This is a genomic window from Promicromonospora sp. MEB111, assembly GCF_030209445.1.
In the GTDB taxonomy this organism is placed as follows: domain Bacteria; phylum Actinomycetota; class Actinomycetes; order Actinomycetales; family Cellulomonadaceae; genus Promicromonospora.
On sequence record NZ_JARVSD010000005.1, the window covers coordinates 206,394 to 225,278 of the forward strand.

Below are 18,885 nucleotides of genomic sequence, written 5' to 3' on the forward strand. Positions count from 1 at the left end.
CAGCTGCCGAGGCAAGCGCACCTTCAGGACGACGGCCGGTGGGTCACGCCGGGCGGTAGCGGTTCTCCGGGCGGCCCGTCGCGCCGTATCGCGGCGTGACCTGGGCGTATCCCTCCGTGACCAGGTGCTCCAGGTAGCGACGGGCGCTGACGCGCGACATCCCGACCGCCTCGGCGACCTCGGCCGCCGAGGCGTCGCGGGACGCCGTCGTGCCACCGGCCGCGCCGTCCCCGCCGCACAGCCGGGCCAGCGCCTCCCGGACCAGGTCGCGGCTGCGGCCGGACAGCCCCTTGGGCACCCGGTCGGCGGAGCGCGGCCCGGCCAGGAGCTGGTCCACCTCGTCCTGGTCGAGGGTGTCCTGGGCCCGGCGCACGTCCTCGCGCCGCTGCCACACCTCGTCCAGCCGCTCCCGCAGCGCGGCGGACGTGAAGGGTTTGACCAGGTACGCCAGCACCCCGCCGGCCATCGCCTGGCGCACGCTGCCCAGCTCCCGGACGGCCGTCGTGGCGACGACGTCGACCGGGGGCCCCGGCAGCATCCGCAGCCGCTGCAGCACGTCGAGCCCGCCGATGTCCGGCAGGTGCAGGTCGAGCAGCACCAGGTCGGGGCGCAGCGCGGACACGAGGCGCAGCGCGTCCGCGCCGGTGCGTGCCTCGCCCACGACGACGAACCGGGGGTGGCTCTCCACGAAGCCCCGGTGCACGGTCGCGACCGCGGGATCGTCCTCGACGACGAGCGTCCGCGCCTGCCCGGTCACGACGCTGCCTCCGGAACCTCGGCACCCGCGCGAGCCCCAGCACCCGCACCGGCTCCCGCCCGAGCCCGCCCCACGCCTGCTGCCACCGGCACCGGCAGCTCGACCCGCACGCACGCCCCGCCCAGGTCGCCGGTCCCGAGCACCACCTCGCCGTCGCGCCGGTCCACCACCCGCCGCACCAGGGCCAGGCCGATGCCCCGGCTGTGCTCCCGGTCGCCCGGCACCTTCGTGGAGAACCCCGCCTTGAACACCTGGTGGTGCAGCGACGTGGGGATGCCGGGGCCGTCGTCGTCCACCTGGAGGCACAGCCGCGCCCCCTCGGTCCCGAGCAGCACGCGCACCCGGCCGTCCGGCCCCGCCGCGTCGACCGCGTTGTCGATCAGGTTGCCCAGCACGATGAGGGCGTCGGTGTGCAGCGCGGAGGCGTCCGGCGTCGTCGGCGCGTCGAGCACGGACTCGTCCGCGACGTCGAGCGCCACGCCCCGCTCCCGCGCGGTGATCGCCTTGACCAGCAGCAGCGCGGCGATCTCGGGGGACCGGACGCCCGGCGCGACGGCGGACGCGGTGAGCAGCCCGCCGTGGCCGGACCGCTCGATGAAGGCGACCGCCTCCTCCGTGCGACCCAGCTCCAGGAGCCCCGAGATGACGTGCACCGTGTTGGCGAACTCGTGCGACTGGGAGCGCAGGGCGTCCGTGAGCCCGCGGGTCTCCAGCAGGGTCGCGATGTCCTCGGGTTCGAGCAGGTAGATCCTGCGGCGCACCAGGCGCGTCACCCAGGCCGCGCAGAGCACCCCGACGACGGCGGCCACGGCGAGCGCGGCGAGCAGCCAGCCCCGGTCGTCGGTCAGGTCGGCGCGCAGCTCGGACTCCAGGATCCCGACGCTGGCGGTGCCGATCACCGGGGCGGGCGAGGAGTCGTCGGCCGCGTCGCCGAAGACGGGCACCTTGACGCGCCACGACGTGCCCAGGGTGCCGGTCTGCGTGCCCGTCCACACCTTCCCGGACAGCGGCACCGACGGGTCCGTCGAGACCCGCTGCCCGATCTGCTCCGGGTCGGGGTGGGAGTAGCGCACGCCGTGCTCGTCGGTGACGACCACGTACGTGACCTCGGAGGCCTCGCGGATCACCTCGGCGATCGGCTGGATCGTCGCGGCCGGGTCCTCGTCGTCGAACGCGTCGTGGATCGCGGGCAGGCGCGCGACCGACTGGGCCACGCCGGACATGCGGTCGACGTAGGCCTCGCGGAGCTGTCGTTCCTGCAGGGTGGAGGCCACGAGCCCGGTCGTGCACACGAGCACGAGCACGATGACGACCTGCAGCGCCAGGAGCTGCACCCGGAGCGTCATCGCTCTTCTCACGGGGGCCAGTGTGCACCGGTTCGTCGTCGGCGCGGTAGCCGCGCGGCGTGACCGAAACGACCACAACCTTCGTTGCGACCAGAACCGGGGCGGCACGGCCGCCGCTCCCTACGCTCACGCCCGGACGGACAGAGGACCGGCGGCGTAGCCGGCCCCGACCGTCCGCACACGCATCCGCTCGAGGAGGAGACATGCGCATCATCCGGTCCGGGGCTGCCCCCGTCGGAATCGTCCTGGCCCTGGCGCTCGCCGGCTGTTCGGTCCTGGAGTCGAACGGCGGTGGCGGCGACACCGCGATCGACGAGCTCAGCATCGTGGTGCCCGCCGGGCCCGGTGGCGGCTGGGACCAGACCGGCCGCGCCATGCAGGCCGACCTGCAGGAGGAGGGCCTGGTCGGCTCGGCCACGGTCACCAACGTGGACGGCGCGGGCGGCACGGTGGGCCTGGCGAACATCGCCAACGCCACCGACCCGAACACCCTGCTCGTGATGGGCCTGGTCATGGTGGGGGCCGTCGAGACCAACCAGTCGCAGGCCCGGATCGAGCACACGACCCCGATCGCGCGCCTCACCGAGGAGCAGGAGGTCATCGTGGTGCCGAAGGAGTCGCCGTACCAGAACGTCGACGACCTCGTCGCCGACATCAAGGAGAACGGCAAGAAGGTCTCGATCACCGGCGGGTCCGCGGGCGGTACCGACCACATCCTCGCCGGGATGCTGATGCAGGCCGGCGGCATCCCGTCGGAGAACATCGGCACCAAGCTCAACTACATCGCCTACTCCGGGGGCGGCGAGTCGCTGGCGGCGCTGCTCGGCAACAACGTGAGCGCGGGCATCTCGGGGGTCAGCGAGTACGCGGAGCAGGTCGCCGCGGGCGAGCTGCGGGCGCTCGCCGTCTCCGGCGAGGAGCGCGTCGAGGCCCTGCCCGACACGCCGACCCTCACCGAGGCCGGGTACGACGTGGTCCTCACCAACTGGCGCGGCGTGGTCGCCCCGGGCACGATCGACGACGCCGAGCGGGAGGCGCTGACCACCACGGTCACCGAGCTCGCCCGGTCCGAGTCGTGGCAGGCCACGCTCGAGGAGAAGGGCTGGGACGACGCCTTCCTCGCCGGCGACGAGTTCGACACGTACCTCGAGGGCAACATCGCGGAGTCCCTGGCGGTGCTCAAGGACATCGGGCTCGTCCGGTGACGTCGGACGGTACGGCGCCCGAGGCGCCCGCCCGCGCGGGTGAGCCGACGGCGGAGGCCGGCCCTCCGCCGTCGGGCACCCCGGGCCCAGGGGTGGACGAACGGCCGCGCCGCAGGTGGGGCGAGCTCGTGCTGGCCCTGGCCACGACCGCCCTCGGGGCCTACGTGCTGGTGGCCGCCGGGAGCATCACCGTCCCGGGCTCGACCAACACGCTCGGCCCCCGGGCCTTCCCGTACCTGGTGGGCGGCATGCTCGTCGCCGCGGGCGTCGTGCTGACCGTCCTGATCCTGAGCGGCCGGGCCGGCGAGGAGGAGGGCGGCGAGGACGTCGACCCCACCGTCCGGACCGACTGGCTCACGGTCGTGCTGCTCGTGGTCACCCTGGTGGTGCACGTGTTCGCGATCAACGTCGTGGGCTGGCCGTTCGCCGCCGCGCTCCTGTTCGCGGGCGCCGCGGTGATCCTGGGCGCCCGCCCGTGGTGGCGCGCCGCACTGGTCGGGCTCGTGCTGGGCCTGGTCATCCAAGTGATCTTCGGCGGGCTGCTGGGGCTGTCGCTCCCGGCCGGGCCGCTGCTGGAAGGGGTGCCGTTCCTCCGTGGATAACTTCTCGGCCCTGATCGACGGGTTCGCCACCGTGCTGCACCCGATGTACCTGCTGTACGCGCTGTTCGGCGTGTTCATCGGTACCGCGGTGGGCGTGCTGCCGGGCATCGGCCCGGCCATGGCCATCGCCCTGCTCCTGCCCCTGACGTACACGCTGGAGCCGACGGCGGCGATCATCCTCTTCGCCGGCATCTACTACGGCGGCATGTACGGCGGATCGACCACGTCGATCCTGCTCAACACCCCCGGCGAGTCTGCCTCGATCGTCACGGCGATCGAGGGCAACAAGATGGCGCGCGCCGGGCGCGGTGCCGCCGCGCTCGCCACGGCCGCCATCGGCTCGTTCGTCGCAGGCTCGCTCGCCACGGTGGCGCTGACCTTCCTGGCGCCCGTGATCGCCCGCTGGGCGGTGCAGCTCGGCGAGCCCGACTACTTCGCCCTCATGGTGGTCGCCTTCGTGACCGTGGGCGCGCTGCTCGGCTCCTCGGTGCCCCGCGGCATCGCCGCGCTCGCCCTCGGCCTGTTCCTCGGGCTGGTCGGCACGGACACGCTGACCGGCCAGCAGCGCTTCACGTTCGGCGTGCTCAACCTGGCCGACGGGATCGACGTCGTGATCGTCGCCGTCGGGCTGTTCGCCGTGGGGGAGGCCCTGTACGTGGGCTCGCGGATGCGGCACGGCCCGGTCCGGATCATCCCGGTCGAGAAGGGCTGGCGCACCTGGATGAAGCGAGACGACTGGCGCCGGTCCTGGAAGCCGTGGCTGCGCGGCGCCGCGATCGGCTTCCCGGTGGGCACCATCCCGGCGGGCGGGGCCGACGTCGCGACCTTCCTGTCCTACGCCGCCGAACGCCGGCTCGCCGGTCCGCGGCGCAAGCAGTTCGGCAGGGGCGCGATCGAGGGCGTCGCCGGTCCGGAGGCCGCCAACAACGCGGCGTCGTCGGGCGTGCTCGTCCCGCTGCTCACCCTGGGCCTGCCCACGACGGCGACGGCGGCGATCATCATCGTCGCCTTCCAGTCCTACGGCATCCAGCCCGGCCCGCTGCTGCTGCAGAGCGAGTCCGCCCTGGTGTGGGCGCTGATCGCCAGCCTCTACATCGGCAACCTCATGCTGGTGGTGCTGAACCTGCCGCTGGTGGGCATGTGGGTCAAGGTGCTGCGCATCCCGCGGCACTACCTGTACGCGGGCATCCTCCTGTTCGGCGCGCTGGGCTCCTACGCGCTGAACTTCTCGCCCGTGGACGTGCTGCTCCTGGCGCTCATCGGCCTGGCCGGGTTCTTCATGCGCCGGTACGGGTACCCCGTGGCCCCCCTCGTGGTCGGCATGATCCTCGGCCCGATGGCGGAGGACCGGCTGCGCCGGTCCCTCGCCATCAGCCAGGGCGACCTGACCTACCTCGTGTCCAGCCCGTTCGCCGCGACCGCGTACGTCGCGATCGTGGTGCTCCTGGTCGTGGGCCTCTGGCTCAAGCGTCGCGAGCGGGCCGAGGAGGCCTAGGGTGCCCTCATGGGTACAGCACTGATCACCGGCGGGTCCGCCGGCCTGGGCCTGGAGTTCGCACGACAGCTCGGGGCGGCCGGGCACGACCTGGTGCTGGTGGCGCGCGACGACCGGCGGCTGGCCGACGTCGCCGCCCAGCTCCACGCCGCCACGGGCGTGGCCGTCGAGGTCCTGCCGGCGGACCTCTCCGTGCCCGACGACGTCGCGCGGGTCGCGCGGCGGCTCGCCGTCGTCGGCGGCCGGCCCGAGGACGGCGACCTGCGCCCCGTCGGGCTGCTCGTCAACAACGCGGGGTTCGCGACGAGCTCGCCGTTCTCGACCGGCCGGATCACCACCGAGCGCCGGGGCATCGACGTCATGGTCAAGGCCGTCGTCGAGCTCAGCCACGCCGCCGTCGGGCAGATGCTCGAACGGCGGCGCGGCGCGATCCTGAACGTCGGCTCCGTCGCCGCCCTCACCGCGGGCGGCTCCTACGCCGCCGCCAAGGCGTACGTGCGCACGTTCAGCGAGTCGCTGGCGGCCGAGCTCAAGGGCACCGGCGTCACGGTCACCGTGGTGGCCCCCGGGTTCACGCACACCGAGTTCCACGCGCGGGCGGGCATCGCCGAGTCCGCCATCGTCCCGGAGTGGGGCTGGCTGGAGGCCGAGGACGTGGTCCGGACGGCGCTCGCGGACGTGCGCCGCGGCGTCGTGCTCTCGACACCCTCGGTGCGCTACAAGGTCGCCTCGGCGGCCCTGCGGATCATGCCCCGGTGGGCCGTCCGGGCGGTCGGCAGCTACCGCTGACGAGGCCCGGCCTGTCGGCGCGCGGCGCCCCCGTCAGAGCCAACCGACGCGCTTGAAGATCCAGTAGAAGATCCCGCCCAGGCCGAGCATCCCCGCGATCGCGAGCGGGTACCCGAAGGTCCAGTGCAGCTCGGGCATGTGGTCGAAGTTCATGCCGTAGATCGTGCCGATCAGCGTGGGCGCGAAGAGGATGGCCGCCCACGCGGAGATCTTCTTCATCTGCTCGTCCTGCTTGAGGCTGATCTCCGTCATCCGACGGGTCTCCTCGTTCTGCTCCTGCGTCACCAGCGTCGAGTGCACGTTGAGGGCGTTGGTGAGCAGCGACCGGAACGTGTCCGAGGTCTCCGCGTGCTTGATCGCGTGGTCGAGCACGTTGCGCAGGTTCCGCAGCAGCTCGACCCAGCGGTGGTCCTGCACGTTGCCGTCGGGGTGCGAGGCGTCCGCGTGCGCGGCGGTGGACTGCTCGTCGGCGTACTCCCGCTTGGCGTCGTAGAGGTCCTGGAGCATCTCCACCAGCGGGCTGGTGGCACGCTGCAGGCCGATCACCTCGCGGGTCGCCTCGTAGATCCGGAACGACACCTCGGGGTCGCGGGAGAAGAGCTGGTCCTCGATCTGGTCGATGTCGCCGCGCAGCCGCGTGACCACGGGTCGGTACGTGTCCACGACCTCGTCCAGCAGCGCCGCCAGGATCGCGACGGGTCCGAGGCGCAGCAGGTCCGGGTCCTTCTCCAGCCGGTCGCGCATCGCGCCGAGGTCGGGTGTGACGGACCGCCGGACCGTGACGACGAAGTCCGGGCCCACCCACGCGTGCACCTCGCCGAACTCGACGCGGTCGACGTGCCCGTCGCCGTCGTCGTCGACGCTCCGAGCGGGGTGCAGCACCACGAACAGCACGTCGTCATAGTGCTCCACCTTGGGGCGCTGGTGCGCGTGGATCGCGTCCTCGACCGCCAGCGGGTGCAGGGCGAACTCCGCGGCGACGGCCTCGATCTCGGCCGGTGCCGGCCACGACAGGTCGACCCAGGCGATCCCGCCGCGCTCGCGGGTCGTCTCGCAGGTCTCCTCGATACTGGCGGGGTTGGCCGTGCGCCTGCCGTCCACGTACACCGCGTTGTCCATGATGCTCACAGCAGAACCTTCCCAGAGTCGGACGGCAACCCGGACCGTGGTCCGCATCCGGCGTCCGGGGGCCCGCCGGACGCGCGGGGCCGCGCCGGACGCGCGACGTACCCTTGCACCGTGAACGCTGACTTCTCCCCGACCCCGCGCGAGCAGCTCGCCGAGCTCATCAAGGAGCTTGCCGTGGTGCACGGCAAGGTGACCCTGTCCTCCGGCAAGGAGGCCGACTACTACGTCGACCTGCGCCGCATCACGCTGCACCACCGGGCCGCCCCGCTCGTGGGGCACGTGCTCCTGGACCACCTCGAGGAGGTCGGCCTCGGCACGGCCGAGATCGACGCCGTCGGCGGCCTCACGCTCGGTGCCGACCCGATCGCGGACGCGCTGCTGCACGCCGCGGCCTCGCGCGGCCAGGACCTCGACGCGTTCGTGGTGCGCAAGGCGGCGAAGGCGCACGGCATGCAGCGCCAGATCGAGGGGCCCGACATCGCGGGCCGCAAGGTGGTCGTCGTCGAGGACACGACCACGACGGGTGGTTCGCCGATCGCGGCGATCGAGGCCGCCCGGGCCGCCGGCGCCGAGGTGCTGGGCGTGGCCACGATCGTGGACCGGGCCACCGGCGCGGGCGAGAAGATCGAGGCGCTCGGAGTGCCGTACCACTACCTCTACGGCCTCGAGGACCTGGGTCTCGCCTGAGCCGCTGGCCGTCCCCATATCACTCCCTCGTGGAGACTTTTGCCTAGCCCTACTGTATCTTTAAGTTCATGGGGCCATTTGTCGCATTAGTCCTGCTCGTGGTCGGCGTCGTCGTCTTCACCATCGCCGCGGTGCGTGTCATGGGACGTGGGCGCGCGCAGGACGTCGAGCGCTGGGCCGAGGCGAACGGCTGGGAGTACGTCGGCACCGACCCCGTGCTCGCGCAGCGGTGGAGCGGCCGGCCGTTCGGCATCGGCCTGGACCGGACGGCGCGCGACGTGGTCCGCGGGAACGTCGACGGCTTCGACATCGTCTCGTTCACCTACACCTGGCGGTCCGGCACGGAGGGCGACACGCGCCGCATCGGGCTGCGCCGCACGGCGCACGTGGTGGCGCTCGACGCGCTCCCGGGTGAGCCCGTGGTCGACCTGTCGCCCGAGGGGCTGCGGGAGAAGTGGCAGAAGCTCTTCGGGGCGCAGGACGTCCAGATCGACAACCCCGCCTTCGACGGCCAGTGGCTCGTGCGCACCTCCGACGAGTTCTTCGCGCGCCGAGCCCTGGACGCCCGCCTCGCGAACATCGTGATGCTGCCCGACTTCCACGGCTCCCGGCTGCGCATCGAGGGGCCGTCGGTGCTGCTCTGGCGTCCGGGCCGCACGGACGTGACGTCGCTGACCGAGCGCGCCAAGCGGGTCGCCGACGTCGCGCGCATCGTGCTGCCCATGGAGAAGGGCGGCCCGCGCTTCGAGTCGGGCGGGACGATCGACGGGTTCGGGATCCCCGGCCTGACCTGATCGGGCCGGCTCAGACCAGGTCGACGATGTCCGCGATCGAGTTCACCACGTGGCTCGGCCGGAACGGGTACTTCTCGACCTCCTCGATCGACGTCGACCCCGTGAGCACCAGGAACGTCTGCAGGCCGGCCTCCATGCCACCCAGGATGTCGGTGTCCATGCGGTCGCCCACCATCGTGGTCGACTCCGAGTGCGCGCCGATCAGGTTCAGCGCGGACCGGAACAGCACCGGGTTGGGCTTGCCCACGTAGTAGGGCTGCCGGCCCGTCGCCGCCGTGATCATGGCGGCGACCGAGCCCGCGGCGGGCAGCAGCCCCTCCTGCGACGGCCCGGTGACGTCCGGGTTGGTGCAGATGAACCGGGCGCCGTCGACGATCAGCCGGATCGCCTTGGTGATCGCCTCGAACGAGTAGGTGCGGGTCTCGCCGAGCACCACGTAGTCGGGGTCGGACTCGGTGAGCGTGTAGCCCGCCTGGTGCAGCGCCGTCGTCAGGCCCGCCTCGCCGATGGCGTACGCGCTGCCGTTCGGGATCTGGTCCGCGACGAACTGTGCCGTGGCCAGCGCCGACGTCCAGATGTTCTCCTCCGGCACGTCGATCCCGCTGTACGAGAGCCGGGCACGCAGGTCGCGCGGCGTGAAGATCGAGTTGTTGGTCAGGACGAGGAACGGCAGCTCCTTGTCCCGCAGCGCCTTGATGAACTCGGGGCCGCCGGGGAGGGCCGTGCCCTCGTGCACCAGCACGCCGTCCATGTCCGTGAGCCAGGCTTCCGTGGTCCGCTCGATCATGGGCGCCAGCCTAGTGTCTCGGACCCGCAAGCCTTGTCCGTGGCAGATCCCGCCGACGAGGCAACGGTTGCTGCCCGGGGAGGGTTACGGAGAGTGAGCACTGCTACGTCTCTGTAACCCTCCCCGAGCAGTGATGCTTGCCTGGCACGGTCCCTCGGCTGCGCCCGCGGGCCCCTCGGCTACGCCCGCGGGTCCCGCGGCGCGCCCGTCAGTGCGGCGTCGTCCGACGGCGCGGACCCCTCGGGGGCAACCGCCGCGGCCGCCTTCTCCGCGCGCCTCGCCCGCCAGATCTCGACGATCATCGGGATCACGGAGACGAGCACGATGAGGACGAGCAGCGCCTCGATGTTCTCCTTGACGAACGTGAAGTTGCCGAGCACGTAGCCCAGCAGGGTCACGCCGACCGCCCACAGCAGCGCGCCGATCGCGTTGAACGTGACGAAGTGCCGGTACGACATCTTGCCGACGCCGGCGGCGACCGGGGCGTAGGTGCGCACGATCGGCACGAACCGCGCGACGATGATGGTGCGACCGCCGTACTTGTCGAAGTAGGCGTTGGTCTGGTCGATGTAGGACCGCTTGAAGAGCCTCGAGTCCGGCTTGTCGAAGATCTTGGGGCCGGCCTTGCGGCCGATCAGGTAGCCGGTCTGGTCGCCGAGGAACGCGGCGGCGAACAGCATGAGGCAGAGCACCGCGACGTTGATCTGCAGCGTGCCCTGCGCCACGAGCGCGCCCGCCGTGAACAGCAGCGAGTCGCCGGGCAGGATCGGGAACAGCAGTCCGGTCTCGACGAAGATGACGAGCGCGATGCCCACCAGCGCGGCGTCCCCGAACCGCTCGATGAGGTAGTTCGGGTCCATCCAGTCGATGCCCAGGAGCTGCGGCACGGGCGCTGCGTGGACAGGGGTGGCGGCCAGTCCGGACACGACTTCCGGGAGTGCGGTCGTCAGCATGCATCGAGCGTAGCGGGGCACAATGACCGGCATGACCAGCGAGCCCGTCGAGACCCCGTCCGCGGCCGAGCCCCGGGTCGGCGTCGGACCCTGGCCCGGCGTCCTGCCCGACGACCCTCGCTACGACCCCGAGCTGCTCGCCGCCGGCGACCGTCGGAACGTGGCCGACCAGTACCGGTACTGGTCGGTGGAGGCGATCGTCGCGGACCTGGACACGCGCCGGCACCCGTTCCACGTGGCGATCGAGAACTGGGCGCACGACCTCAACATCGGCTCGGTGGTCCGCACCGCCAACGCCTTCAACGCGGCGGGCGTGCACATCGTGGGCCGACGCCGGTGGAACCGCCGGGGCGCGATGGTCACCGACCGGTACCTCCACGTGACGCACCACCCGGACGCCGCCGCGCTGGCGGAGTGGGCCGGCGGCCTGCCGATCGTCGGCATCGACAACGTGCCCGGCTCGGTGCCCATCGAGGGGCACGCGCTGCCGCGCGAGTGCGTGCTGCTGTTCGGCCAGGAGTCGACCGGCCTGACGGCGGAGGCGCAGGCGGCGTGCGACGTCGTGCTGCACATCACCCAGTACGGCTCGACCCGCTCGATCAACGCGGGCGCGGCCGCCGCGATCGCCATGCACACCTGGATGGAGCAGCACGCCTGAGGCGAGCGCCCGCAGGCCTCACCGAGCCGTTACTGTCCTGCCTGCACGGCCACGCGGCCGCTGAGCAGGAGGAGCACGCATGGTCACGGAGTACCCGGTCGGCCGTATCCCGGTGCGGGGTGCGGGCCGCGGCACGGCCCGCCGCATGCCCGACGGCGGGGTGCGTCTGCCGTACGTCTGGCCCTCCCGCATCTCCGTCTGGGCGTCACGGGTCGTGCTGCTGCCGATCCTCGTGGGGATCCCGTACGTGTTCGCCCACTACCCCGTGGACAAGGCGTTCGTGCACACGGAGGGCCGGGTGGTCGACGGATGGGTGGCCGCGGCACTCACCATCGGTCTCTGCCTCGTCATGCTCGTCAGTGACGGGAACGCGGTCCGGGCGGACGGCGTCAGGCTCTCGATCCGCTCGGGGGCGAGGCAGCACGACTACTCCTGGGGTGACGTGGCGGAGGTTCGGCACGACGACACCGGGCTGGTGGTGACGGACCGGGAGGGCGGGTCCGCGACGGTCGGGCTCATCGAGCGTCCTTGGCAGGTCAGGCTGCTGAAGCGGACGAGCCCGATGGTCAGGCTCGCGGAGGACCTCGAACGGATCCGCCAGCAGGTCCGTGCGCCCAAGAACCTGACCCGCCGGGTCGAGGTGGGCAGGGTCCGGCTGACCCCGGCCGAATGGACGTTCGCGATCCTGGTCACGCTGGGCTCGGTCACCGTGGCGACGCTGCGAACGCTCGGTCTCTGAGGCGGCCGCGGTCGACGGACACCGGGGAAACTCCGTTGCCCGGGGCTCGTGGCTCGGACAGGATCGTCGGGTGAACCGGCGATCCCTCGCGCGTGACCGGAACTTCCTCGTCTTCTGGGGCACCCAGACGTTCTCGGTGCTGGGGGACTCCTTCTCGGTGGTCGCGTTCCCGCTGCTGATGCTGGAGGCGACCGGCTCGCTGGTGCAGATGGGCCTGCTGACCAGCGTCATGGCGGCCGGGTCGCTCCTGATGGGCCTGGTCGGCGGGGCGATCGTCGACCGGTTCGACCGCCGTCGGCTCCTCGTCGCGTGCGACGTGGCGCGCCTGCTCCTGTTCGCTGCCGTGCCCGTGTGCTGGGCGATCGACCCACAGGTGTGGCTGCTCTTCGTCGTCGCGGCCGTGGCGTCGGTGTTCGGCCAGCTCTTCCAGATCACGTACATCACGGCCGTGCCGAACATCGTGGGCCGGGACCGGGTCGCCGAGGCCAACAGCAAGCTCCAGGCCACGGCCTCCCTCGCCAGCATCGGCGGGCCGGCGCTCGCCGGGCTGGTCGCGGCCGCGCTCGGGGTCACGGCGGCCATCGCCGTCGACGCGGCGACCTTCGGCGTCTCGGCGCTCGGGCTCCTCGCCGTCCGGCTCTCGCGGGTGGCGCCCACCGCGACCCCGGCGGACCGGCCCGGCCTGGGCCGCGACCTGCGGACCGGGTTCGTGACCGGCGCCCGGTTCCTGTGGGGGCGCCCGGTGCTCCGGGCGCTGACGGTCTTCCTGACGATCACCACGTTCGTCACCCTCGGCCTGACCGACGTGATCATCTACCAGGTGCGGCACGGCCTGGGGCAGAGCGAGAACGTGGTCGGGTACGTGATGGCCGCGGCGGGCGTCGGCACGTGCGTGGCGGCGGCCCTGTCCGCCTGGCTGCGCCGCAGACTCGGGTTCGGCACCCTCTGGCTCGGCGCCATGACCCTCTGCGGCGTGGCCGCGGCCGTCCTCGCGCTGAGCCAGGACGTGCTGGTCATCGGCACCGCTGTGCTCGGGTTCTGGTTCGGGCTGATGCTCGCGGCCGTCTCGTCGATGTCTCTGCGGCAGATGATCACGCCGGACGCGCTGCTCGGGCGCGTCACCGCCGCGTTCTGGACCATCCACCACAGCCTCGCGCCGCTGGGCGCCGCCGCGCTCACCGCCGCGGCGGCCCGGTTCGGCGCCTCGGGTCCGCTGCTCGCCGTCGCGGCCATCTACCTCGGTGTGGTCGGCGTCGCCTTCTTCACCCCGATCCGCGGCCGCAACCCCGAGGACCGGCCGGTCGACCACCCGCCGAGCTGACCTCGTCCGGAGCTCGCCCGCAGCCCGTCCGCGGCCCTCTGAAAGTCGAAAACCACAGTGTTTCGGCCGTTCGACTGTCGAACGACCGCACACGACTGCCGGTGGATCATGGCAAGATCGATGGTGCATCCCCGGGCGGCCTTGGACACGCTTGCGACCGCCCACCTCACCATTCGTTTGGAGTTTCGCAGATGCCCATCGCAACCCCTGAGGTCTACGCCGAGATGATCGACCGGGCGAAGGCCGGCAAGTTCGCCTACCCCGCGGTCAACATCACCTCGTCGCAGACCGTTACTGCCGCACTTCAGGGCTTTGCCGAGGCGGAGTCGGACGGCATCATCCAGGTTTCCGTGGGCGGCGCCGAGTACGCGTCGGGCTCGACGGTGAAGGACCGGGTCTCGGGTTCCCTCGCGCTGGCGGCCTACGCCACCGAGGTCGCCAAGGGCTACGGCGTCAACATCGCCATCCACACGGACCACTGCACGGCCGACAAGCTCGACTCCTGGGTCAAGCCCCTGCTGGCCATCGAGGCGGAGCAGGTCAAGAACGGCGGCCTGCCGACGTTCCAGTCGCACATGTTCGACGGCTCCACCGTGCCGATCGAGGAGAACCTCGTGATCGCCGCCGAGCTGCTCGAGCTGTCGCAGGCCGCGCGCACGATCCTCGAGATCGAGATCGGCGTCGTGGGTGGCGAGGAGGACGGCCACACCGCCGAGATCAACGACAAGCTGTACACGACGCCCGAGGACGGCCTGGCCACGATCAAGGCCCTCGGCGCCGGCGAGCGCGGCCGCTATCTGACGGCCCTGACCTTCGGCAACGTGCACGGCGTGTACAAGCCGGGCGCCGTCAAGCTCCGCCCGGAGATCCTGCTCGACATCCAGAAGGCCGTGGGCGCCGAGATCGGCAAGGAGATGCCGTTCGACCTCGTCTTCCACGGTGGTTCGGGCTCGACGGCGGAGGAGATCTCCGCGGCCGTCGACAACGGCGTCATCAAGATGAACATCGACACCGACACCCAGTACGCGTTCTCGCGTCCGGTGGCCGACCACTTCTTCAAGAACTACGACGGCGTGCTCAAGGTGGACGGCGAGGTCGGCAACAAGAAGGCCTACGACCCGCGCGCCTGGGGCAAGACGGCGGAGGCCGGCATGGCCGCCCGCATCGTCGAGGCCTGCCAGCAGCTCCGCTCGGCCGGCCACAAGATGTGAGCACTCCGCTCGCGTGATCGGTAAAAGGTCAGGTGATCGGTAGCCCGGGCTACCGATCACCTGACCTTTTACCGATCGTCTGCGTTCAGAGCAGCTGCGTTCAGGAAGACGGCGGGCCGCCCACGTTCGCCGGTGCCGGGGCGGTGCCCGACGGCGGGCCCGACGGGCCGTCGTCGTCGAGCTCGAAGCCCGGGTCCTCGTCCACGATGTCGAGGAGGTCGCCGATCCGGGTGACCTCCAGCAGGAACCGCACCGTCGGAGGCGCCCGCAGCACGCGCACGCGGTGCGGGCTGCGGCTCGCGAGGCGGGCGAGGAACGCGACGCCGGACGAGTCCATGAAGGTCACGTGGTGCGCGTCGATCTCGACGGGAAGACGAGACTCCTCGGCCGCGGCCGTCGCCTCGTGCAGGTCACCGCCGATGTCGGCGTCGATCTCTCCGGAGAGGACGATCCGTGCGCGCGAGCGGCCCACGATGACGTGGATGCTCGCAGGATCGCCGATCTCGGGGGTCTGATGGCCGGGGTCCTGGGGGCTCCCGCCCTGCGGACCGCGCGGCGGGTCGTAGGTTCCGTCCTGCACGGTTCTCCTTCCGGGAGCAGTGGTCGTGACGCTGTATCGGTCCGATGATAGAGGTTGAGGTTCAGATCTCGGACTGTCCCAATCTACGGTTGAATGTCCTGCTGGAACAGCACCTCGAGCATTAGATACCGTAGGGAGGGCATTTTGACCGATTCATCCGGTCTGACACCGTCCTCTCCGCCGCCGCGGCACCCCGGCCTTTCCACTTTCGGCCTCGGTCCGACCCAGGACGGAATTTCGCACGGCATCATCGGCGGAACATCCGGCGACGCGCCGAACGCAACCCCGAACGCATCATCGAACGCACGATCCGACGCACCCGTGAACGTGTCGTCGGACGACGACTCGGCGAACCGGAACGGGAGCGGGCATGCCAACGGCCGCGCCGTACCGCCGCCGGCCGCCAGCGTGCCGCCGAGCATCCCGTCCGGCACGCCCTCGGGCGGCACCCACCGGGTGCCGGGCACGGACCCGCGCTCGCGGCTCTCGGGGTCGGGCATCCCGCGCACCCTTCCGCCGTCGGTCGGCGACGTGGTGCTGCGCGCCGCGGTGTCCGTCGGCCTCCCCGTGTTCCTGACCGGTCCCACCGAGGACGGCATGCCCATGCTCTGGGCCAACCAGGCGTTCGAGCGCTACGCGGGCGTGCGCTTCAGCGACTTCGCCGGGTACACCGTGCGCCGGCTCGGCGAGATGCTCGTCGAGCCGCAGGACCTGGAGCGGATGACCGAGCTGGTGAACGCGGGCCAGGAGGTGCACGCGACGGTGCGGTCGCACCTGCGGGGCGGCACGCACGGCTGGGCGCAGCTCACGCTCACCCCAGCCCGGGCCGGCCACGACGACCGCATCACCCACTGGGTCGGGTTCAGTGTGGACGTCTCCGAGCACATGGAGCGGCACGCCGCCCAGCTCGCGAGCCTGGAGATCGAGCGGCAGCAGCGCGAGGACCTCGACCTCATCGCGCAGACCACCGAGATCCTGACGGACCTCGAGTACCCGTACGCCCTGCGCGACATCGCCGAGCTGCTCCAGTCGATGGTGCGCTGGGCGGGCTTCTACGTGAACGACGACGGCCTCAAGCACGCCGCCGGCGTCGACGTCGCCGCACCGCCGAGCGGCCGCGGTCGCCGGCACGCGCGGTACATCGAGGGCGACAACATCGCGGACAAGACGCAGCGCCGCCGTCCGCAGACCGACGCGCTCGGCGACTCCGTGACCACGGGCCCCATGCCGATCCTCGAGGTCGTGGACTCGGTCCAGGACGTGCTCGACGGCGTGCTCGACGGCCCCGTCACGCTGCACCTCGACATCCCGCACGCCCCGCACTCGGCGTCGGGCTGGCTCCAGCGCGACCTCACGCTGCGGCTCGCGGACGAGCTCGGCAAGGCGCCGGACTCCGTCGTGGTGCACCCCGTCGCCGGCCGGCGGGACGTGCTCGGACTCGTCGTGATCGTGCCGGACGAGGACGAGCCGGGCGACTACGTCGAGGCCGACGAGCCCGACACGCTGCGCACCGTGATCGAGGTCGTGGCGCGCCGTGCGGGCAGCGCCATCGACAACGCGCGGATGTACGCGCGCGAGCACCGCCTCGCCGAGACCCTGCAGCGCGCCATGCTCCCCGAGCAGGCCGACGTCGCGGGCCTCGACGTGTGGACCTACTACGCCCCCAACGCCGAGCACGCGCAGGTCGGCGGCGACTGGTACGACGTGCTGCAGATCTCGCCGGAGCTGGTCGGGCTGGTGATCGGCGACGTCGTCGGGCACGACGTCGAGGCCGCCGCGACCATGGGCCAGCTGCGCTCGGTGGTGCGTTCCTACGCGTTCGAGCTGTCCACGCCGAGCCGGGTGCTCGAACGAGTCGACCAGCTCGTGGCCGGCATGGGCATCCCGCGCTCGGCGAGCATGGTGTACGCCTCCCTGCAGCGCGAGGAGGAGCCGGACACCTGGACGGTCGGCTACTCCCGCGCGGGCCACCTGCCGCCGCTCCTGCTGCGCGCCGGCGAGGTGATCAAGCTGGACGACGGCGGTGGTGCGCTCGTCGGCTTCGGCTCCCGGGAACGGACCACGGGCGAGGCCAAGCTGCATCCTGGTGACACGCTCCTCTTCTACACCGACGGCCTCATCGAACGCCGCGACCGGTCCCTGCGGCTGGGCCTGGAGGCCCTGCTGGAGACGGCGTCGGCGATCACGGCCCGCGACGCGGCGGGCGTGGGCGAGGAGCTGCTGTCGCGCCTGGCGGACGCGCCCGAGGACGACGTGGCGATCGTCGTCGTCCGGATCCCCGACCCGGCGGGCGACGCCGCGGAGACGGCCCTGTCACCGCGTTGGCGGCGCTGGATGCTGCCGAGCGAGCCGTCCTCGATCGGCCGGGCCCGGCACGCGGTGCTGCGCACCTGCCAGGCCTGGGGCATCGAGGAGTCCGCGCAGGCCGAGCTGGTGGTCTCCGAGCTGGTGGCGAACGGCGTGCTGCACGGCTGGGGGCACATCGCGCTGCGCCTGTACGACACGGGCGACGGGCTGCGCATCGAGGTCGAGGACAACAACCCGGCGCCGCCGGTCGCCACCGACGGGCACCCGAACCGCCTGGGCGGGTTCGGCATGCAGATCGTGGACCGGCTGGCCGAGTGGGGCTGGCGTCCGTCGGGCTCGGGCAAGCTGGTCTGGGCCAAGCTGCGCCGTCAGCCGACACCGCCCAAGTAGGAGACCTTCGGTCATCGCGGGCGGATCTCCCGAGACCTTCGGGCTCCGTGTGCCGCGTCGGCGAGACCCTTGGGAAACGTTTTACGCGGTGGACGCGTCGCGGTGGGATAACGGCGACGTGTCGTCGTCGCGCGACGTCATGACGGCGAACCCCGAGTCGGGGGCGGCCGGCTCGCACGAGTGCTCGTCGTCCACGCGGAAGAGCTCCATGGCCCCGCACACCTCGAGCACGAACAGGTCCCGCTCGTCGGCGCCGCGGATGACGGTGGCGCCCCCGCGCTTGCGGCCGGCGTCGGCCAGCGAGATGAGGAACGCGGCCCCGGTGGAGTCCATGAAGGTCACCCGGCACATGTCGATGACGAGCAGCTGCCGGCGCAGGCCGACCACGCGCGCTGCGATCTCCGGGAACTGGTCTCGTTCGGCGAGGTCGAGGTCGCCGGCGATCACGAGCGTCGTCGTCGTGGGAGACGTCGCGATCTCGATCATGTGTCGAGCGTAACGACTGTTGCTCGATCGCACCGGATGAAAGGCAAAATTCACCGTTGTGGTTGGCACCAAGGGCAATCCTGTGCGACCTCTTTGTCCGGTGTTGTCCCGGCTGCGCGCCACGTCGACCCGAGGTGTGGTCGAGGTGTGAGAATTCGAGCATGAGCTCCCACGAGAACCTGCTCCAGGGCCCGGCCCCGACGCTGCTGTCCGACGACCACCCGACCGCCCGCGAGCGGCTGGCGGACGGCGGCGACCCGGTCGAGGTCGCGGCCCAGGCCCCGGCGTCGTCCCTCGTGTGGGCGGTCCTGGCCGAGCGCGCGCTGACGGCGGGCACCGCCGCGGGCGACGTGGAGGCGTACGCCTACGCGCGCACCGGCTACCACCGCGGGCTGGACGCGCTGCGCCGTTCCGGCTGGCGCGGGCAGGGCCCGATCCCGGCCGGCCACGTGCCCAACCAGGGTTTCCTCCGCGCGCTCCTCGCCCTCTCGGAGGCGGCGCACCGCATCGGCGAGGAGGCCGAGGCCGAGCGCTGCGCCACGTTCCTCGTGGACTCCGGCACGTCGGTGGACGAGGTTCGCGCCCTGGTGCCCACCACGAAGTAGACTCGGGCGCGGCCCGCCGGCGCCAACGGAGCGCTCTCGGCGGAG

General features: G+C 71.9%; 19 protein-coding genes. 12 read left to right on the top strand and 7 right to left on the bottom strand.

What is annotated here, in order from left to right:
* Positions 1 to 43: 43 nt before the first annotated feature.
* Positions 44 to 757 (bottom strand): response regulator, encoded by a 714-nt coding sequence (locus QRN56_RS05890; RefSeq protein ID WP_285101854.1) that lies wholly within the window; start codon positions 755 to 757, stop codon positions 44 to 46.
* Complete coding sequence (locus QRN56_RS05895; RefSeq protein WP_285101855.1) at positions 754 to 2,115, bottom strand: sensor histidine kinase; 1,362 nt, start codon at positions 2,113 to 2,115, stop codon at positions 754 to 756. The genes QRN56_RS05890 and QRN56_RS05895 overlap by 4 nt, the downstream gene beginning before the upstream one ends.
* 191 nt (positions 2,116 to 2,306) lie before the next feature.
* Between QRN56_RS05895 and QRN56_RS05900 the strand changes: the two genes are divergently transcribed.
* The 4 genes from QRN56_RS05900 to QRN56_RS05915 are packed head-to-tail and all read left to right on the top strand — an operon-like array spanning position 2,307 to position 6,194.
* Positions 2,307 to 3,308 (top strand): Bug family tripartite tricarboxylate transporter substrate binding protein, encoded by a 1,002-nt coding sequence (locus QRN56_RS05900; RefSeq protein ID WP_285101857.1) that lies wholly within the window; start codon positions 2,307 to 2,309, stop codon positions 3,306 to 3,308.
* The gene (locus QRN56_RS05905; RefSeq protein WP_285101858.1) at positions 3,305 to 3,910 is read left to right on the top strand and encodes a tripartite tricarboxylate transporter TctB family protein; all 606 of its coding nucleotides are present in this window, start codon (positions 3,305 to 3,307) and stop codon (positions 3,908 to 3,910) included. The genes QRN56_RS05900 and QRN56_RS05905 overlap by 4 nt, the downstream gene beginning before the upstream one ends.
* The gene (locus QRN56_RS05910; RefSeq protein ID WP_285101860.1) at positions 3,903 to 5,405 is read left to right on the top strand and encodes a tripartite tricarboxylate transporter permease; all 1,503 of its coding nucleotides are present in this window, start codon (positions 3,903 to 3,905) and stop codon (positions 5,403 to 5,405) included. Before QRN56_RS05905 ends, QRN56_RS05910 begins: the two co-directional genes overlap by 8 nt.
* Positions 5,406 to 5,414: 9 nt before the next feature.
* Positions 5,415 to 6,194 carry an SDR family NAD(P)-dependent oxidoreductase gene (locus QRN56_RS05915; protein ID WP_285101861.1) on the top strand — a complete coding sequence of 260 codons (780 nt, stop codon included), beginning with the start codon at positions 5,415 to 5,417 and terminating at the stop codon, positions 6,192 to 6,194.
* A gap of 33 nt (positions 6,195 to 6,227) precedes the next feature.
* On the opposite strand, the gene QRN56_RS05920 is transcribed toward QRN56_RS05915, so the two are convergent.
* Complete coding sequence (locus tag QRN56_RS05920) at positions 6,228 to 7,322, bottom strand: magnesium and cobalt transport protein CorA (protein WP_285101862.1); 1,095 nt, start codon at positions 7,320 to 7,322, stop codon at positions 6,228 to 6,230.
* A gap of 111 nt (positions 7,323 to 7,433) precedes the next feature.
* Between QRN56_RS05920 and pyrE the strand changes: the two genes are divergently transcribed.
* Positions 7,434 to 8,009 carry an orotate phosphoribosyltransferase gene (gene pyrE, locus QRN56_RS05925; protein ID WP_182620223.1) on the top strand — a complete coding sequence of 192 codons (576 nt, stop codon included), beginning with the start codon at positions 7,434 to 7,436 and terminating at the stop codon, positions 8,007 to 8,009.
* 68 nt (positions 8,010 to 8,077) lie between these two features.
* On the top strand, positions 8,078 to 8,803 hold the full coding sequence (locus tag QRN56_RS05930) for a type III secretion system chaperone family protein (RefSeq protein ID WP_285101864.1): 726 nt from the start codon (positions 8,078 to 8,080) through the stop codon (positions 8,801 to 8,803).
* Between the two features lie 10 nt (positions 8,804 to 8,813).
* Here the strand turns inward: QRN56_RS05930 and QRN56_RS05935 are convergent, their stop codons facing one another.
* Positions 8,814 to 9,590: an HAD-IIA family hydrolase gene (locus tag QRN56_RS05935; RefSeq protein ID WP_285101866.1), complete on the bottom strand. Its 777-nt coding sequence runs from the start codon at positions 9,588 to 9,590 to the stop codon at positions 8,814 to 8,816.
* 179 nt (positions 9,591 to 9,769) lie between these two features.
* Positions 9,770 to 10,543: a VTT domain-containing protein gene (locus tag QRN56_RS05940; protein ID WP_285101867.1), complete on the bottom strand. Its 774-nt coding sequence runs from the start codon at positions 10,541 to 10,543 to the stop codon at positions 9,770 to 9,772.
* 31 nt (positions 10,544 to 10,574) lie between these two features.
* Between QRN56_RS05940 and QRN56_RS05945 the strand changes: the two genes are divergently transcribed.
* The 4 genes from QRN56_RS05945 (at position 10,575) to fbaA (ending at position 14,472) form a co-directional block, all read left to right on the top strand.
* On the top strand, positions 10,575 to 11,201 hold the full coding sequence (locus QRN56_RS05945) for a TrmH family RNA methyltransferase (RefSeq protein WP_285101868.1): 627 nt from the start codon (positions 10,575 to 10,577) through the stop codon (positions 11,199 to 11,201).
* A 79-nt stretch (positions 11,202 to 11,280) separates the two neighbouring features.
* On the top strand, positions 11,281 to 11,940 hold the full coding sequence (locus tag QRN56_RS05950) for a hypothetical protein (protein ID WP_285101869.1): 660 nt from the start codon (positions 11,281 to 11,283) through the stop codon (positions 11,938 to 11,940).
* A gap of 70 nt (positions 11,941 to 12,010) precedes the next feature.
* Positions 12,011 to 13,261: an MFS transporter gene (locus QRN56_RS05955; RefSeq protein ID WP_285101870.1), complete on the top strand. Its 1,251-nt coding sequence runs from the start codon at positions 12,011 to 12,013 to the stop codon at positions 13,259 to 13,261.
* A gap of 191 nt (positions 13,262 to 13,452) precedes the next feature.
* Positions 13,453 to 14,472 carry a class II fructose-bisphosphate aldolase gene (gene fbaA / locus QRN56_RS05960; protein WP_020015710.1) on the top strand — a complete coding sequence of 340 codons (1,020 nt, stop codon included), beginning with the start codon at positions 13,453 to 13,455 and terminating at the stop codon, positions 14,470 to 14,472.
* A gap of 100 nt (positions 14,473 to 14,572) precedes the next feature.
* On the opposite strand, the gene QRN56_RS05965 is transcribed toward fbaA, so the two are convergent.
* Positions 14,573 to 15,052, bottom strand: coding sequence for an STAS domain-containing protein (locus QRN56_RS05965; RefSeq protein WP_285101871.1), 480 nt, complete (start codon positions 15,050 to 15,052; stop codon positions 14,573 to 14,575).
* Positions 15,053 to 15,379: 327 nt separating this feature from the next.
* Here QRN56_RS05965 and QRN56_RS05970 point away from each other — a divergent pair, with 327 nt between their 5' ends.
* Complete coding sequence (locus QRN56_RS05970) at positions 15,380 to 17,749, top strand: ATP-binding SpoIIE family protein phosphatase (RefSeq protein WP_502928755.1); 2,370 nt, start codon at positions 15,380 to 15,382, stop codon at positions 17,747 to 17,749.
* Positions 17,750 to 17,830: 81 nt separating this feature from the next.
* Here the strand turns inward: QRN56_RS05970 and QRN56_RS05975 are convergent, their stop codons facing one another.
* Positions 17,831 to 18,235: an STAS domain-containing protein gene (locus QRN56_RS05975; RefSeq protein WP_285101873.1), complete on the bottom strand. Its 405-nt coding sequence runs from the start codon at positions 18,233 to 18,235 to the stop codon at positions 17,831 to 17,833.
* A 161-nt stretch (positions 18,236 to 18,396) separates the two neighbouring features.
* Here QRN56_RS05975 and QRN56_RS05980 point away from each other — a divergent pair, with 161 nt between their 5' ends.
* On the top strand, positions 18,397 to 18,840 hold the full coding sequence (locus tag QRN56_RS05980) for a DUF3151 domain-containing protein (RefSeq protein ID WP_285101874.1): 444 nt from the start codon (positions 18,397 to 18,399) through the stop codon (positions 18,838 to 18,840).
* Positions 18,841 to 18,885 lie beyond the last annotated feature (45 nt).